The sequence below is a fragment of the Coprococcus sp. AM100_B19A genome (assembly GCF_027662015.1).
Classification (GTDB): domain Bacteria; phylum Bacillota; class Clostridia; order Lachnospirales; family Lachnospiraceae; genus Allocoprococcus; species Allocoprococcus comes.
In genome coordinates, this window is record NZ_JAQDKN010000002.1 from 1 (window position 1) to 17,911 (window position 17,911).

14 protein-coding genes are annotated in these 17,911 nt (G+C 40.3%); 12 read left to right on the forward strand and 2 right to left on the reverse strand.

All coding sequences use genetic code 11. The features are described from left to right. Positions 1 to 321: 321 nt before the first annotated feature. The 9 genes from PGQ33_RS02225 (at position 322) to PGQ33_RS02265 (ending at position 10,974) form a co-directional block, all read left to right on the forward strand. Entirely contained in the window at positions 322 to 1,314 is a 993-nt protein-coding gene (locus tag PGQ33_RS02225) for a hypothetical protein (protein WP_270205179.1), read from the forward strand. A gap of 16 nt (positions 1,315 to 1,330) precedes the next feature. After that, positions 1,331 to 2,353 (forward strand): acyltransferase family protein, encoded by a 1,023-nt coding sequence (locus tag PGQ33_RS02230; protein ID WP_270205180.1) that lies wholly within the window; start codon positions 1,331 to 1,333, stop codon positions 2,351 to 2,353. Between the two features lie 137 nt (positions 2,354 to 2,490). Then, entirely contained in the window at positions 2,491 to 4,461 is a 1,971-nt protein-coding gene (locus tag PGQ33_RS02235; protein ID WP_270205181.1) for an LTA synthase family protein, read from the forward strand. A gap of 179 nt (positions 4,462 to 4,640) precedes the next feature. After that, positions 4,641 to 6,086 carry a hypothetical protein gene (locus PGQ33_RS02240; protein ID WP_270205182.1) on the forward strand — a complete coding sequence of 482 codons (1,446 nt, stop codon included), beginning with the start codon at positions 4,641 to 4,643 and terminating at the stop codon, positions 6,084 to 6,086. 123 nt (positions 6,087 to 6,209) lie between these two features. Beyond that, the gene (gene glmS / locus PGQ33_RS02245) at positions 6,210 to 8,048 is read left to right on the forward strand and encodes a glutamine--fructose-6-phosphate transaminase (isomerizing) (protein WP_270205183.1); all 1,839 of its coding nucleotides are present in this window, start codon (positions 6,210 to 6,212) and stop codon (positions 8,046 to 8,048) included. Between the two features lie 160 nt (positions 8,049 to 8,208). Next, positions 8,209 to 9,492: a S1C family serine protease gene (locus PGQ33_RS02250; RefSeq protein ID WP_118217309.1), complete on the forward strand. Its 1,284-nt coding sequence runs from the start codon at positions 8,209 to 8,211 to the stop codon at positions 9,490 to 9,492. A 262-nt stretch (positions 9,493 to 9,754) separates the two neighbouring features. Further along, entirely contained in the window at positions 9,755 to 10,072 is a 318-nt protein-coding gene (locus tag PGQ33_RS02255) for a spore coat associated protein CotJA (RefSeq protein ID WP_243002763.1), read from the forward strand. Positions 10,073 to 10,077: 5 nt separating this feature from the next. Continuing rightward, complete coding sequence (locus PGQ33_RS02260) at positions 10,078 to 10,350, forward strand: spore coat protein CotJB (RefSeq protein WP_270205277.1); 273 nt, start codon at positions 10,078 to 10,080, stop codon at positions 10,348 to 10,350. Between the two features lie 3 nt (positions 10,351 to 10,353). Then, positions 10,354 to 10,974 carry a manganese catalase family protein gene (locus PGQ33_RS02265; RefSeq protein ID WP_117556337.1) on the forward strand — a complete coding sequence of 207 codons (621 nt, stop codon included), beginning with the start codon at positions 10,354 to 10,356 and terminating at the stop codon, positions 10,972 to 10,974. 176 nt (positions 10,975 to 11,150) lie between these two features. Here PGQ33_RS02265 and PGQ33_RS02270 read toward each other — a convergent pair whose 3' ends face one another. Continuing rightward, positions 11,151 to 11,486 carry a sporulation initiation factor Spo0A C-terminal domain-containing protein gene (locus PGQ33_RS02270; RefSeq protein ID WP_117556335.1) on the reverse strand — a complete coding sequence of 112 codons (336 nt, stop codon included), beginning with the start codon at positions 11,484 to 11,486 and terminating at the stop codon, positions 11,151 to 11,153. Between the two features lie 203 nt (positions 11,487 to 11,689). On the opposite strand from PGQ33_RS02270, the gene PGQ33_RS02275 reads away from it, so the two are divergent. The 3 genes from PGQ33_RS02275 to PGQ33_RS02285 are packed head-to-tail and all read left to right on the forward strand — an operon-like array spanning position 11,690 to position 15,513. Further along, positions 11,690 to 12,679 (forward strand): leucine-rich repeat protein, encoded by a 990-nt coding sequence (locus PGQ33_RS02275; RefSeq protein WP_270205184.1) that lies wholly within the window; start codon positions 11,690 to 11,692, stop codon positions 12,677 to 12,679. 24 nt (positions 12,680 to 12,703) lie between these two features. Next, on the forward strand, positions 12,704 to 14,008 hold the full coding sequence (locus PGQ33_RS02280; protein ID WP_117835315.1) for a vWA domain-containing protein: 1,305 nt from the start codon (positions 12,704 to 12,706) through the stop codon (positions 14,006 to 14,008). Further along, a complete protein-coding gene (locus tag PGQ33_RS02285; protein ID WP_270205185.1) occupies positions 14,005 to 15,513 on the forward strand; it encodes an ATP-binding protein in 1,509 nt (502 codons plus the stop codon). Before PGQ33_RS02280 ends, PGQ33_RS02285 begins: the two co-directional genes overlap by 4 nt. A 519-nt stretch (positions 15,514 to 16,032) precedes the next feature. Here the strand turns inward: PGQ33_RS02285 and PGQ33_RS02290 are convergent. Beyond that, complete coding sequence (locus PGQ33_RS02290; RefSeq protein ID WP_008374664.1) at positions 16,033 to 17,253, reverse strand: argininosuccinate synthase; 1,221 nt, start codon at positions 17,251 to 17,253, stop codon at positions 16,033 to 16,035. Positions 17,254 to 17,911: the final 658 nt, after the last annotated feature.

The following is a 17,911-nucleotide window of genomic DNA, read 5'->3' on the forward strand; positions in this document are numbered from 1 at the left end:
GTTCAATATAAACTCTTGGTCTTTCTTTTTTTTCGGGACTATTCTTTTTTCACAGCCCCTTAAACTGTCTGTAAAGAGAGGAAATAAAATGAATTGGATAAAGTAAATTAACAATAAGGTAGAGGGAAAATGGATAAATTCATCTTATGAATTCAAATGTAATTTATCAGAAATATTTTTTCTTGGAATTTTTGCCGTATGGCTGGTTTTGATTTACAGTTGGACAACGATGGCACATATTCCGTGGCCACCTTTTTTTATTTCTGTGTTCAGATAGGGATTGGACTGGTAGTATTGTTCCGGTATATGGTGATGAGACCAGTGGATATAAAGAAAATATTATTTGTATTTCTGATTATTGGATCATTTGTAATTGCAAGGAGATATTCTGGAGTTGATGCATTGCTTGAAACGGGATTATTGATTGCTGGTGCAAATGATATTGATTATAGAGAAATTTTAAAGGTATATTTGATTGTAGAAATTCCGATGACAATCTGTACGATGATTGCAGGATATACAGGAGTTATCACGAATTTGGTTTACCATAGGGGAGATCAGGTGCGGATGTCATTTGGGTTTATTTATCCTACAGATTTTGCGGCGGGCATTGTTTTTATGATAACAGCATGGATTGTACTCCGACAGGCAAGATGCACATGGATAGAAATTGGAATGATGATAATCAGTGTGGTTCTGTTTGCAAAATATTGTGATGTACGGAATAGTGAAATTGTAATGATGATTTTGATTATATGTGTTGTTTATTTGAAAATTAGAAACAAATTAGCTGCAAAGAAAGGAAAGGGATATATAGCATCACTATTACTAAAAATTTTATGTCTGGTGGCACCATATGGTTTAGCTGGATTTATGATCTTAGTATCAAGATTTTATCGACCAGATATAGAATGGATGGCAAAATTAAATACTCTTTTTTCAACGAGACTTTCTTTAGGAAAAGAAGTTTTTGACAGGTATGATGTTCAGATATGGGAACAGGACATTCCAATGCGTGGAAATGGAGGATCAACAGAAGTGGTAGCAGACTATTTCTTTATTGATAGTTCTTATGTGAATATTTTGATGAGGTTAGGACGGGTGGTATTTATACTGGTTATGCTGATTATTTCAATTATAATAATCAAAAACTTAAATCTTCCATATATGTTAATGGCTATGGCAATTGTCTGCATTCATTCAGTAATGGAGCATCATATGTTTGAAGCGTATTATGATGTGTTTTTGATGCTTCCGTTTGCGAATTTTGATGTGAAGGATATCGGAAAAAGACAGAGAAAATGTGGAAATTGAGTGGGGGATAAATGTTATGAAAACAAAAAGTACCAGACTGCAATATATAGATATAGCTAAAGGGATAGCAATGATCTGTATTATATTAGGCCATTTAGGAAATGCCAGTATTAATCGAATTGTGTTTACATTTCATGTTCCTATTTTTTTCTTTATTACAGGATATTTTACGAATAAGAAGCGCGATTTGAATGGTTTTATAAAAAATAAGGCAAGAACATTGCTTGTTCCATATATAATAACCAGCATAGTCATAATCATTATTGGAACGTTAAAGGGCGTATGGTGGAATAATGCTTTTGATGAATTTCAAAACTGGTGTTATGCAGCTTTATATGGAGCAGGTGATACATATACAGAGCCATTCTGGATACCGGGAATTGGTGCAATATGGTTTTTGTGGGCAACTTTCTGGGGAAGTATTTTCTTGAGAATATCGTTCAAGTTTGATAAATATATTAGATTGTTATTTATAGTGGGTTTGTTTGCAGTAGGATATTTTTCAAGAAGAATATTTTGGTTTCCTTTTAGCATACAGGCAGGAGCATGTGCTACAATGTTCATTTATATGGGATATCTCTGGAGGGGCGCAAAGACTAAAATTAGTGAGTTGCCAAAGGAAGTGAAAATCTTTTCAGTTCTTTTTGCACTACTTACTTGGATTTCATTTATAAAAAATTTCCAATCGTTCTGGTTAGTGCATTGTGATATTGGACGAGGGATAATAGATATTTTTGGCTGTATATGTGCATGTGTGATTGTTATTTTAATCTCCAAAATTATTGAGTGTAGGACGAAATATATTGGTGGAAGTTTGGCATATCTTGGAAGATATAGTTTGTTGATATTGTGTGTGCATATTGTAGAACTTGATCTTCTTCCGTGGTGGCAGATAACAGAAAAATATGTTGTGAATGGAATGTCAGCAAATATTCAGTTGATTTTGATTATTGCCGGTAAAGTGCTTTTAGATTTAGGGGGTGCATTTGTTTTATCAAAGATTACTTTGGTTAGAAAAATTTTTGGCTTTAAAAACTAAGTGTAAGTTATTAAGCAATGACAGAATGAAACATTTTTTAGAATTTGTATTGCTTGTGAATATTGCAATTTTTTTATATTTATGCTTTACTATATTATGTATGTTTGTAAATACTAAGTAAAGGAAATGAAAGGAAAATGAAAAAACCAAAGATAAAGAGTATCGGATATGGATTCTATTGTATTCTAATGATCATAATATCGGTTCTTGGATTTATTCTTTATAATCTGGGGAACTGGGTATTAGACACGTGGGGGCTGTTGTCTATCGATGAAATTATTTTTCATCTGAAAGTACCGCTTGATGGGACAAACTCAGATGTAGTACTGGATGGGATCAATGCATGCGTACCATTGGCAGTATTAGTATTATTTTTATCTATTTTCCTGATTATAGGATTAAGGAATAAGCATGGAAAATGTATGATTGCGTTATTTCTTGTAGCTGTGATTGCCTGTGGAAGTGCAGGAAGGGCGGCTTATGAAGTATATGATGAATTGGATGTAAAAGAATATCTGGTAAGTCAGAAGAAAGAATCGCATTTTATTGAACAGAATTATGTGGATCCACGTACAACGAAGATTACATTTCCGGAACAAAAAAGAAATCTGATTTATATTTATCTGGAGTCAATGGAATCCACTTATGCGTCAAAAGAAGATGGCGGTGGAATGGATTTCAACTGTATTCCGGAATTGACGACTCTTGCAGAAGAAAATACTAATTTTTCTCAAAGCGATAAGTTGGGAGGAGGATATCCTGCGTATGGATGCACATGGACGATGGGAGGAATTTTTGCTCAGACATCTGGAATTCCAATAAAAAATACAGAAGATATTAGAAATGTGAATGAGGATATTAATGATACATTAGCGGAGCAGACATCCTTTTCTTCAAGAGCAAAAAATTTAGAAGATATTTTATCAGAAGAAGGATATAATCAATATTTTATGATTGGATCAGATGCTACTTTTGGAGGAAGGAGAACATACTTTGAGAGTCATGGTAAAACAGAAATATTTGATTATACTACGGCTGTAGAAGAAGGAAAAATCCCAGAAGGTTATTGGGTATGGTGGGGGTATGAAGATCAAAAGTTATTTGAAAATGCAAAAGAAAAGTTAAGCGAAATAGGAACAAAGGACGAGCCATTTAATTTTACAATGTTGACAGTAGATACTCATTTTGAAGATGGATATGTATGTGAGCAGTGTCAAAATGAATTTGGAGATAATCAATATGCAAATGTAATGGCATGTTCAAGTAGACAGGTTGATGCATTTGTTAAGTGGATTCAGGAGCAGCCATTTTATGAGAATACAACAATTATAATAAGCGGGGATCATTTAACAATGGATTCTGATTTTTGTAATGATGTGAGTGACGATTATGAGAGAAGTGTATATAATGCATTTATAAATTTACCAGAAAATCTTGATACTTCTTTTGAAAAAACACATAATCGAGAATTTTCTACAATGGATATGTTTCCAACGACACTTGCAGCATTGGGAGCAGAGATTACAGGAGAGAAACTTGGTCTTGGTGTGAATTTATTTTCAGGTGTGGAGACTCTTACAGAACAATGCGGAAGAGAAAAATTAGATAAGGAACTGAAAAAGAAATCTACATTCTACGATATGCTGATTAACGATGTAGATATTAACATTTTGAAAAAGAAAAGAGCTGAAGAGGCTGAAAACCAGCAGGAGGAAAATACCGATAATCAGGACCAGCCAATGAATCAGCCAGATGCAGGTGTAGATACAAGTGGTATTGAAACGCCGGATGCATGGCAGGGGTATACGCAGGATAATTATCAGTATAATTATAATGACGGATCGAATGATTACTGGTATGACGGAGGAAATTCCTGGGACAATTCATGGAATGGAGGATATGATGATAATACTTATGTAGAACCAACTCCAACGCCGGAACCGACTCCAGCTCCAACGCCGGAACCGACTCCAGTTCCAACGCCGGAACCGGATCCAGCGCCAAATCCGACACCAACACCAGATCCGGCACCGGATTCAACACCAACTCCGGATCCCGGTGGAGGCGCAGAAAGCAATGCAGGCGGGACAACAGAAAATGTAAATTAGAGAAGAACTCCGGTTTATGCCGGGGTTTTTCTTCAGATAAAAAAAGCAGAACGGAGTTGTCCGTAAATTGATACAATGAGAAATTCTACAAACAAGTAGACATTTCCCCATAAAAAGTGTAAGATAGAGTCTAAGAGTATTTATACTTACAATTAATATGGTTAGAAAGAGGAAAGTACATGAAGATGAAGTTTACGAAAAAAATAGCGACAATTCTTTTGTCTGTATGTCTGATCGTACCAGGTTTTTCTGTGATGGCGCTAGCTGCAAATGGTGTGATATTCTTTTCTGATCTTGAGACAAGTGTCGGGGATGAATTTACGATCACAGGTACAGCAGTTGTCAGCGGAGATGTAATCGGAGACGCGACGATTCATATGACTTACGATCCTTCTTATATGCGATTTGAAGAGGGAGACGGAGTGAATGCAGACACGGATGGTAATCTGACATTTAGAGGTTCAGGTGACGGAAGCAGTGACCGGATTGAGTTTACAATGAAATTCCAGGCTCTCCAGGAAGGAAGTACAAGACTTGAACAGGGAGATGCGACGGTTACAGACAGCGCTGGATCAAGTGTGGCATGTGAAGAAGGATATGCGGATGTTACGATCGGAGCAGGAGATCCAAGCAAGATTAAAGATGTTGCGAATGGAGCAAGTGTCACGATTGATGGTCAGGAGTATACCTTATCCGGTGATTTCTCAGACAGCATGATTCCAGCTGGATTTACAGCAGGAGAGCTTACTTATAATGATTCGACGTATAAAGGTGCTGTGCAGGAAAAGACAGGACTTCAGATGGCTTACCTGGTAGACGGTGATGGAAAAGGCGATTTCTGGATGTATGATTCATCTGACAGCAGCTTCTCACCGGCAGAACAGGTTGTGATTTCAGATACTTATTCTATCGTAATTTTTGATGCAGGCAGTAAAGTGTCTATGCCATCAAAGTATTCAAAAGGAAATTTGGAGATCAACGGCAAGACTTTTGAAATCTGGGATGAACCGGACCGCGATGGTTTCTATGTATTATATGCAGTAAATAATGACGGTGAAGAATCCCTCTATTTATATGACTCTGTAGAGCATACTTATCAGAGAATGGAGACTCCGAAGTCTGCGACTACACCGGATAAGAAGAGTGCAAGCAAGTTTGACGCAATTTTAGAAAAGATTTCCGATCATCTGATCTGGTTTGTAGCAGCGGCAGCAGTTATCGTTATTCTTCTGGTAATCTTCCTTCTTGTTTCCGTTGTGAAGTTACATAACCGCAACAGAGAGTTGGATGATCTGTATGATGAATATGAATTGGACGATGAGCCGCAACGTAATCCGGTAAAACCGATCCAGCCTGTTAAGGCAGAAAAGAAATCACAGTTCAAAAAGAGACAGGATGATGATTTCGAAGATGATTATGACGACTTCGATGATGATTTCGACGATGATGATTATTATGATGATGACTTCGACGATGATTATGATGACGAAGGAATAAGTGATGATACTCGTAGCGTTGATGAGTTTGATGATGACGACTTTGATTCGTTCGATGATTATAATATCAAGAAAGAAAAGCGTAAAAAAGGTGATACTTTCGAAATGGATTTTATTGATTTGGATTAAAGAGAAAGGCGGGGATGACGATTGTTATTCCCGCTTATTCTTTACAAAAAGTCCCATATTTGCTACAATGTAACGAAAAGAGTAAAATTTATTTTCGCAAAAAAGACTGGAGGATATAGATAAATGTGTGGAATCGTAGGATATGTTGGATCGCAGCAGGCGGCTCCGATCTTACTGGATGGACTGTCGAAGCTGGAGTATCGTGGATATGATTCAGCAGGACTTGCTGTTCGTAATGGAACAGAAGAGACAGAAGTTATCAAGGCGAAAGGCCGTTTGAAAGTACTGTTTGAGAAGACAAATGGTGGTGCAGCCGTTCCGGGAACCTGTGGAATCGGTCACACCAGATGGGCAACACACGGGGAACCGTCAGAGAACAATGCGCATCCGCATATGAGTGACGATGGCAATGTAGTTGCTGTACACAACGGTATTATTGAAAACTATCAGGAGTTAAAGAACAAGCTGCTCCGCAAAGGATATACATTCTACTCTGAGACGGATACAGAGGTTGCTGTTAAGCTGATCGATTATTATTATAAAAAGTATGAAGGAACACCGGTAGATGCGATCAACCATTCTCTGGTCCGTATTCGTGGATCTTATGCGCTTGCTGTGATGTTCAAGGATTATCCGGAAGAAATTTATGTGGCAAGAAAAGACAGTCCGATGATTCTTGGCGTAGGAGATGGAGAAAGTTTTATTGCATCAGATGTGCCGGCTATTTTGAAATATACAAGAAATGTATACTATATTGGCAACCTGGAGATGGCAAAGGTCAGCAAAGAGGAAATTACCTTCTACAATCTGGACGGAGAAGAGATCCAGAAAAAAATGAAAACTGTTGACTGGGATGCAGAGGCAGCTGAAAAAGCTGGTTTTGAGCATTTTATGATGAAAGAGATCCATGAGCAGCCAAGAGCGGTTAAGGATACTCTGAATTCTGTATTAAAAGACGGAAAGATTGATCTGACAGATATCGGATTAGCGGAAGAGGATATCCGGAGAACAAGCCAGATTTACATTGTAGCATGTGGTTCTGCTTACCATGTAGGTATGGTGGCACAGTATGTGATCGAGGATCTGGTGAAGATTCCTGTTCGTGTGGAGCTGGCTTCTGAATTCCGTTACCGTAAGCCAATTCTGGATCCAAATGGTCTGGTGATCATTATCAGCCAGTCAGGAGAGACCGCAGACAGTCTTGCAGCGCTCCGTGAGACAAAAGCACAGGGAATCCGTACACTTGGAATTGTCAATGTAGTCGGATCTTCTATTGCAAGAGAAGCGGATAAGGTATTCTATACTCTTGCAGGACCGGAGATCTCTGTGGCAACAACGAAAGCGTACAGTACACAGCTGATGGCTTCTTACATCCTTGCAATTCAGTTTGCCAAAGTAAAAAATACAATCACTGAAGAGCAGTATGAAAATTATATTGCCGAATTACAGGCAATCCCGGAGAAGATTGAAAAGATTATTGAAGATAAAGAAAGAATCCAGTGGTTTGCAGCAAAGCAGGCAAACGCAAAGGACGCATTTTTTGTCGGACGTGGAATTGATTATGCAATCTGTATGGAAGGCAGCCTGAAGATGAAAGAGATCAGTTACGTTCATTCAGAGGCATATGCAGCGGGAGAACTCAAGCACGGAACCATTTCTCTGATAGAGGATGGAACGCTTGTGATCGGTGTGCTGACACAGCCGGAATTATATGAAAAGACGATCAGCAACATGGTAGAGTGCAAGAGCCGTGGTGCATATCTGATGGGACTTACAACTTATGGCAATTACAGCATTGAGGATACTGCTGATTTTGTGGTTTACATTCCGAAGACAGATGAGCATTTTGAGGCATCGCTTGCAGTGATTCCGCTGCAGCTGATGGGATATTATGTATCCGTTGCAAAGGGACTGGATGTAGATAAGCCGCGTAATCTGGCGAAATCTGTAACGGTTGAATAAAGTGATGCAAGAAGTTCCAGCGGAATTTCCTGTTGAATAAACGAGATGGACGACATAAAAATGTGCCGTTCATCTTTTTTTTCATATTTTATCACACTTTCATCACAATTATGGGCTAAACTCTTAACTATAGAAAAGGAAAAGAAAGGAGTCTTGAATGATGGACAATCAGTACAATTATTACAGACCAGATTCAGATGAAAATAGAGGAGCAGGCAATCAGCAGGGATTCGGAGCAGGACCACAGAAGGATCCGAAGACTTCAAAGCCGAAAAAAGGTTACATGAAAAAAGTAGCACTTGTTGTAGGAGCAGCCGTATTATTTGGGGCAGTCGGCGGTGTGACGATGCAGGGAACCAGTTATCTGACTGGTAAGCTGCTTGGAAAGAATACAAAGAGTACCGTAGGCACAACAAAGACTGTATCGAACGCAAAGCTTACAACATCTACCAGTACAGTGACATCTGATGTATCAGATATCGTTGAAAATACACTTCCGTCAATTGTTTCTATTACCAATATGAGCGTACAGGAAGTACAGAATTTCTTCGGAGGAATCAGCCAGCAGGAGAGTGAAAGCGCCGGATCGGGTATCATCATCAGCCAGAATGATTCAGAACTCCTGGTTGTTACCAATAACCATGTTGTAGAAGGAAGCGATACACTTACTGTTACATTTAATGATGGTAACAGCGTGGAAGCGCAGATTAAAGGAACAGACTCCGCAAGGGATCTTGCAGTCGTAGCCGTTCCGCTTGATAAAATTTCAGACGATACAATGAATGCGATTAAGGTTGCAACACTTGGAGATTCAGATTCTCTGAAGGTTGGAGAACCTGCTATTGCAATCGGTAATGCGCTTGGCTATGGGCAGTCTGTTACAACTGGTATCGTCAGTGCAACCGGACGAACAATTGATGGATTTGACGGAGAATACATCCAGACAGATGCAGCAATCAACCCTGGTAACAGTGGTGGAGCTCTTCTGAATGCAAATGGTGAGGTAATCGGTATCAACTCTGCAAAGATCAACAGCTCGGCAGTAGAGGGTATGGGATTTGCGATTCCGATTTCTGATGCAAGTGATGTTATCCAGAATCTGATGAATAAAGAGACAAGAAGCAAGGTTTCAGATGAAGAAAGAGGATATCTTGGAATCAAGGGATACGATGTATCTGAAGAAGGTGCACAGATGTACAATATGCCGACCGGTGTTTATGTCAAAGAAGTTATGAGTGGTGGCGGAGCTGAGAAAGCCGGTCTTACAAAAGGATCGATCATTACTGGTTTTGAGGGAAGTTCCATCAGTGGTATGAGCTCTCTTCAGGAACAACTTCAGTATTATAAAGCCGGAGAAGAGGTAACGCTTACCGTACAGATCCCGGATAAGAATGGTGAATATACAGAGAAAGATATCAAGGTTACACTTGGTAAAAATTCATAAAATGATGTGAACACGCCGTTTTATGGGAGTATGAGGTGTTCGAGGATTGCGGGAATTGCATAGCAATGGAGCAATCCGGTTACATCATAAAATACTAAAGAAAGATGCCGTCAGATCAGAAATGGTCTGGCGGCATTATTGATGTTACGACCTGTTTGAAACGGAAACGGGCATCAGATTATACCGGATGCAAAAGTCAGAACCCTTTTTAAAAAATTACCATACAATAATATTGCAGATATAAGAAAGGGGAGCCAAAACAATGCAAAATTGCAGAAATAATAATCCATATATGAGACGTGCAAATTGTGGGTGTGGCAATAATAACAATAGCTGTAATAGTAATTCATGTATGGCGAACAATGATGGAAGAAATCCATCGATGGCAGTACCTGTTTACCGAGAACGATCTGGATGTAGCGACCGGGACGATGCGTTAGATGGAATGCCGATCGCAATGGCTTATGTGCCATGGCAGAGCTGGAGACACATATACGAAGCCGGAAAAGGATTCCACAGAGGAACCATATTCGAAGAGCTTGATCTTCCGTTTAAGGGGAAAGGAGGATGTAACGCATGAATGAAATGCCAAATTCCAAACCTTGTAGAAAAGATCTCCTGATGCAGATTGGTCATGCGAGCTTTGCGGTAGATGATGTGAAGCTTTATCTGGACACTCATCCTCGTGATCAGGAAGCACTGGACTATTTTTATGAATATAATAAAAAAAGGAACCAGTTGTTGAAAGAATATGCAAAACATTATGGACCACTCACAGTAGATACCGCTGTTCCTTCCTGCTCAGACAGATGGAACTGGATCAATGAGCCATGGCCGTGGCAGGAAGGAGGGTGTTAGTTTATGTGGAATTATGAAAAACGTTTACAATATCCCGTAAAAATTACCCAGACCAATCCGAAGATGGCCCAGGTAATCATCAGTCAGTTCGGTGGACCGGATGGAGAATTAGCTGCGTCCATGCGTTATTTATCACAGAGGTACACCATGCCGTACAAAGAAGTGACAGGAATTTTAACCGATATTGGCACAGAGGAACTTGCCCACATGGAAATGATATGTGCCATTGTTTACCAGCTTACCAAGGATTTATCTCCGGAGGAAATTAAGGCTTCTGGTTTTGATAAATATTATGTGGACCACACACTTGCACTTTGGCCGCAGGCAGCCAGTGGAACACCGTGGACAGCAACTTATTTTCAGTCCAAGGGTGACCCAATTACAGATTTACATGAAGATATGGCTGCGGAACAGAAAGCCAGGACGACGTATGACAACATTTTAAGGCTTGTAAAAGACCCGGAAGTATGTGATCCAATTCGGTTTTTAAGAAAACGGGAAATTGTACATTACCAAAGATTTGGAGAAAGTTTAAGGATCGTTCAGGATAATCTGAACAGTAAGAACTTTTATGCAATCAATCCGGAGTTTGATAAGGATTCAAATTGTAGCTGTGGCAACTAAAACAGCGAGTATGGAAAAACGTCCCCAATTATAAAAATTATGTTATAAAAATCCGGTTCGATAAACAAGGTGCAACCTCATAGGCTGCACCTTGTTTAATGCCGGCCTACTAATGTTATTCTGTATATACCATGCTGATATGCGATAATGCATAAATTCTACGCAGTATCTTATAATTAACGAGGGGAATGATCCTGGATATAATCCGCCAGCATCGAAATAAATTCGGATGCGGTCGGTTTGTCAAATACAGGATAACCAAGCAGCGGGCTTAAAATTTTATTAGAATTCTGATTCCAATAACTGTTGATCATTGTGCGGATGGCGGCTTCAACGCACATGTTGGAAACGCCATACTGCTCGCCGACAACACGGTAGAGATTAGAGGTTACGTTCTTCATATAAAATTCCTGATCTTTGAGAACGAGAGCGACTGCTGAAGCAAGATAGTTATAACCAGAGTAGGTGGAACGGAGACCGGCTTTTCTTAATACATGCCTGACGTCATACATAAGTACCTCCTTCAAATATTCATACCGACTATCTAACTATAGAATAAAGGAATTCTATAGATATGTAAATAATTTTGTTCATAACGATACATTTCGTGAAATTTCGATATATTGTGTGAAGTGGATAATGGAAAAATCTGCTTTTTTTTGCTATAATCCTTAATTGGATAGAACAGACAGAATCAATTTCAGGAGTGAAATTTATGAAGATACAATATCAGAAAATAGAAAACGGACTTGAAATTCTCAGGATCTGGCAGGATTCAGGAATCATAAAAGTACCGGAGCAGATAGAGGGAATTCCTGTCATCCGCATTGCTCCATATACATTTTCACTGCATAAAGATGAAGAAGAGAAAAATGCATCTGTTTATCAGACAGAGACAGATGAAGAGGATGATCGTTTTGCGCAGCCGGAAGAACTCTGCTGTGGTGGAATAGTAAGGGAGATCCATCTTCCGTCTACCGTACAGTCAATTGGAAATTATGCGTTTTATGGATGTATGAATCTGAAACTTTTCCATGGGACAGATGCAATCGTGCGGATGGGGAGCGGGGTATTTACCGGATGCCGTCTGGAGAAGGTGGAGATTGATTTTATGGATGGAAATAAGTCCTGTCTTAAGGAAATTCTGACGGAGATCCGGTATCAGATCATTGCAACACTGTGTTATCAGGGAACGGAGACGAAGATCCTGTTTCCGGAATATTACGCAGATGCGGTGGAAAATACGCCGGCGCGGATCGTGGAGACGCATTATTATGGTTCCGGTGGAGAGTACAGAGAGTGCTTTTACCGGCGGGAACTGGATTATGGAAAATACGACCGGCTGTTTGCACTTTCTGAAGCAAGAGATTCGGAAGAGGCAATTTTCAGTGTGGCTCTGACGCGTCTGCGATATCCGTGGAAGCTGGAAGATGCGGCAAAGCTGCGCTATGAAAATTATGTAAAGGCGCATATGGAAGAAATTGGAGAAAGCTGTATCCATGCGGTGAAAGAAAGACGCGAAATCGCCGCCGGAGATCCGCAGGAGGTTCTGCTTTTTTGCTGCAGAGAGCATTATTTTGATGAACAAGCGTTGGGAAAAACGATTACTTATGCGGCAGATGCAGGACAGGCCGAGATTTCAGCTATTTTGATGGACGAGCGTTACCGTAGTTTTCCAAAAAAGAAGAAAAAGTTTGTATTGTAAAAGAAGGTGGAAAGATTGGAAGAAATGTCATTAGAACAGGGTCTGGAAGAAATCGGACATAAAATACTGGTTCTGACGAGGAACGAACTGTATATGAAGATGAGATTTATGGATGTGGCGCTTTCGGCGTTTTATTATGTACAGGATTTTTCGGTAGACCTTCTTGCTACAGACGGAGAGACAATGTATTTTAACGGGCAGATGCTGGGAGGTGAGTACAGGCAGAACCGGATCGGGGTAAACCGCGCCTATCTACATCTGGTTCTGCACTGCATTTTCCGACATGTATTTCGCAGAAATGGACGGGAAGAGCTTGTATGGAACCTGGCGGCGGATATTGCGGTAGAATCTGTGATTGATGACTGGAACCTCCAGAATATACGAAAAAGCCAGTCCTGGATCAGACAGAGAACCTACCGGGATCTGAAAGAGGAAATCAAGGTATTTACAGCGGAAAAAATTTATGGAGTACTGGTAAGATGGAAGCTTTCGGACAGAGAGATGGAGCGCATGGTCCGGGAATTTACCGTGGATGATCACAAGTACTGGGCAAAAGATGAAGATGATGAAAAACAAAGCGAAATGAACCAGAGGTGGCAGGATATCAGCGAGAAAATGCAGACCGATATGGAAACTTTTTCGAAAGAAGCAGCATCAAATACCGGGCATTTTTTGGATCAGGTCCGGGTAGAGAACCGACAGCGATATGACTACCGCAGCTTTTTGCATAAATTTGCTGTACTGAAGGAAGAGGTTACCGTGGATGATGACAGCTTTGATTATGTATTTTACAGTTATGGACTGCGCCTTTATGGAAATATGCCTCTGATCGAGCCACAGGAATGGAAAGAAGTGAAAAAAGTGGAGGATTTTGCAATCGTGATCGATACTTCCATGTCCTGTTCAGGAGATCTGGTAAAAAAATTCCTGGAGGAGACCTATGGCATTTTAAGTGAAGCAGAGAGCTTTTTTCAGAGAGTCAATATCCACATTATACAATGTGATGACCAGGTGCAGTCGGACAGGAAGATTACCTGTAAAGAAGAATTACAGGAATATATGGAAAAGCTGGATCTTGCCGGGGAAGGTGGAACGGATTTCAGACCGGCGTTTGCCTATATTGATGATCTGATCGCGACGCACCGGTTCACTGAACTGAAGGGTGTGATCTATTTTACCGATGGACAGGGGATTTATCCGCAGAAAATGCCTTTGTACCAGACCGCGTTTGTATTTATGGACGACGGGGCAGAAGAACAGGAAGTTCCGCCGTGGGCGATGAAACTGGTTCTGGATGAAGAAGATTTGAGAGGAGTGAGAAATAGATGAATATTAAACGTGCAAAACAGGAAATCAAGGATGCGGTGCAGGCATACCTGATGAAGGATGAATATGGAGAATATCAGATTCCGGCAATCCATCAGAGACCGATCCTTCTGATGGGACCTCCGGGAATTGGAAAAACACAGATCATGGAGCAGATTTCAAGGGAATGTGAGATCGGACTGGTTGCGTATACGATCACGCACCATACCAGACAGAGTGCGATCGGGCTTCCGTTTATTCAGACAAAGATCTACGGTGGAAAAGAGTATTCGGTAACCGAGTATACGATGAGTGAGATTATTGCTGCTGTATATGAAAAGATAGAGCAGAGCGGCATGAAAGAGGGAATCCTGTTTATTGATGAGATCAACTGTGTTTCAGAGACGTTGGCGCCGACTATGCTGCAGTTTTTACAGTGCAAGATGTTTGGTAATCAGAGTGTGCCGGATGGATGGATCATTGTGGCGGCAGGGAATCCGCCGGAATATAATAAGTCGGTGCGGGAATTTGATGTGGTGACACTGGACCGGATCAAGCGGATCGATGTGGAAGCTGATTTTGATGTCTGGAAGGAATATGCGTATCAGGTTGGAATCCATCCTGCAGTGCTTTCTTATCTGGAACTTCGAAAAGAGAATTTCTATCGTATGGAAAATACAGTAGATGGAAAAATGTTTGTCACAGCCAGAGGATGGGAAGACCTGTCAAGGTTGATCCAGGTTTATGAAAAGCTTGGTAAAGAGGTGGATCGTGAGGTTGTGCATCAGTACCTCCAGCACTGGAAGACAGCGAAGGATTTTGCAAATTATCTGGAGCTTTACCGAAAGTATCAGAAGGAGTATGGACTGGAGCGGATCCTTGCAGGATATTATGAAAAAGATACCTTAGAACGTTTGAAATTTGCGTCGTTTGATGAGCGGCTGAGTGTGGTAAATCTTCTGGTCGGAAAGATGGCAGAACTTTTTAAAGAAGAATATGAGATGGAAAAATTTGTGGAGGGACTGTTTGCTCAGCTGTGTGCTTATAAAGAGGAATTGCAAAAGGAAGGTGCAGTTCCGGGAGAGGTCCTTGCTGCGAAAATTCAGTCTCTTAGGCGGGAAGTTGAACAGAAGAAGGTCGCCGGACAGCTTACAAAGGCGGAAATGCACCGTATGGAGCGTATTTTATGCAAATTGGAAGAATACCAGAAAGCTCCGGAATTTGAGTCTGTAAAGGCCACATTTGACAGCGAAGAAGAGCAGAGAGAGCAAATGGAAGATAAGACACTGGAAACGCTGAATCACTGCTTTGAATTCCTGGAATCTGCTTTCGGCGAGAGCCAGGAAATGGCAGTATTTGTCACGGAACTCAACAGTAATGTGTACAGCATTGCGTTCCTGCGGGAAAATGACTGTGCGATGTATTACAAATACAACAAAGGTTTACTTTTGGATGAACGCCGTGAAGAAATCCTGGAACAGATGGATGCCGTGGAAAATGTAGTGGAAAGAGGACTGGTTGAAGATTAAAGAGCAAGAACTGACAGAATAAGAACGACTATGCCTGTGGTATCATATAATGATAGAAAGCAGAAGAAATGGGAATGAAATTCATGCCAGATCTGCAATTTTGTAAGGAACTTCCCGAAATAAAACCAGGGGAGTATCGCCTGAAATATGATCTCACTTTGCGCGCGTCTCCCGGTCTTGGAACTGCGTTGTGCCGGGGAAACTATCACTGGGAGAGCTGCCTGAAAGCGGAAAGTAAGGTGTATATCTGCCGAATCAGATATTTGAGCAGATCTGTATGGGGATTGATAGAGAATACGGGGTGGATATGCCTTTATATGAATCATAAATGGCTGATAACTACTATAGCATAATTATAAAAATGACATTGTATGCCTGACGAGCCTGTTGGAGTGAAACTTACATTTCATGTAGACCCTCGCCAAAAGCGGAACCTTTTAAGCGTTGGCTTGCTCAGAAAAAGGACGCTGATAATTTCATATCAACGTCCTTTAAATCTGTCAGTAGGGGGATATACAATTATTTGTTGTTTACCTCAAGATTCTTCATCGCACGAACCTTCAGCGGAAGTCCGAACAGAGTGATGAATCCGCTTGCATCATGATGATCGTACATATCACCAGTTGTGAAGCTTGCCAGAGATTCATTGTAAAGTGAGTATGGAGAAGTAGTTCCGGCTTTAATGATATTTCCTTTGTAAAGTCTGAATTTAACTTCACCTGTAACATATTTCTGGGTAGATTTTACGAAAGCACGAAGAGCTTCACAAAGTGGTGTGAACCATTTTCCTTCGTATACAACCTGAGCGAGTTTGTTGCCAAGATCTTTCTTAACTTCCATGGTAGCACGGTCGATAACCAGTTCTTCAAGCTGTTTGTGAGCTTCCATCAGGATTGTTCCACCAGGAGTTTCATAAACACCACGGGATTTCATACCAACAACACGGTTCTCAACGATATCAACGATACCGATACCATGCTTGCCGCCAAGTTCGTTGAGTTTGCGGATGATATCAGAAACCTTCATGGCTTCGCCGTTGATTGTCTTCGGAACACCTTCTTCAAATGTCATAGTTACATATTCATCTTCATCCGGTGCATTTTCCGGTGTATTTCCAAGAACAAGAAGATCAGCGTAATTTGGTTCGCAGGATGGATCTTCAAGTTCCAGTCCTTCGTGGCTGATGTGCCATAAGTTACGGTCACGGCTATAGCTGTGGCTTGCGTCAAACGGAAGATCGATTCCGTGAGCTTTACAGTAAGCGATCTCATCGTCACGTGACTGAAGTGTCCACAGATCTGTCATTCTCCAAGGAGCGATGATCTTAAGATCCGGGGCAAGAGCCATGATAGAAAGCTCGAAACGGATCTGGTCATTTCCTTTTCCGGTAGCACCGTGGCAGATAGCAGTAGCACCTTCTTTTCTTGCTACTTCAACAAGTCTCTTGGAGATTGCCGGACGAGCCATAGAAGTTCCGAGAAGATATGCATTTTCGTAAACAGCATTTGCCTGTACACATGGCATAATATAGTTGTCACAGAAATCATCAGTGATATCTTCGATGTATAATTTAGAAGCACCTGCGAGTTTTGCTCTTTCATCAAGACCATCCAGCTCTTCGCCCTGTCCGCAGTCGATACAGCAGCAGATAACTTCGTAATCAAATGTCTCCTTTAACCAAGGGATCAGTGTGGTAGTATCAAGACCACCAGAATATGCAAGAACTACTTTTTCTTTCATTGTATATAAACCTCCTAAAAATTTTCTTTTGTATTCAATTCACAACCCACTATACACCATTTTTTATATTTATGCAATAATAAAATGAAAAAACTTTTAAAAATGTTATTTTATGCAAATAAAAGTAAAAATATACATAAAATATGCATAATTATGTATAAAAAAGGAAAGAGAGTAATAAGAAAAAAGAAGGATAGAAGAAGATTAAACAGAAAATATAAAGATAAATCAGAAAAATACCTGACATTTACACAAAAACCCGTAAAATATAACAAAAAGTAACAAGGTAACACGCTAAAGGAAGAAAGGAACCGGCGAGATGAGTGATATGCATAAAATGAATAAGAATAACATATTTGATTATGTTCTGACATTGCCGGTAGAAGGCAGTGTATTTTTCATTCCTACATTCCCGCATCGACCGTGTCCTTCAAGGGCACAGAACAGAAAATTCAATATTGCAGATCAGGGAATGCGTGTATCCAATATATACAGCTCAAAATGTTCATTTCGGATGGAATGAAAAAGTGATAGGTTTTGTTCAGTCATTGAAGTATTATGATTCGATAGTGAAAAAAGAAGCAGAAAAAGGTATCGCCGTATACTCTTTTTCTGCTTCTTTTATTTATACCTACTAAGAATATGAATTGAAAAGGGG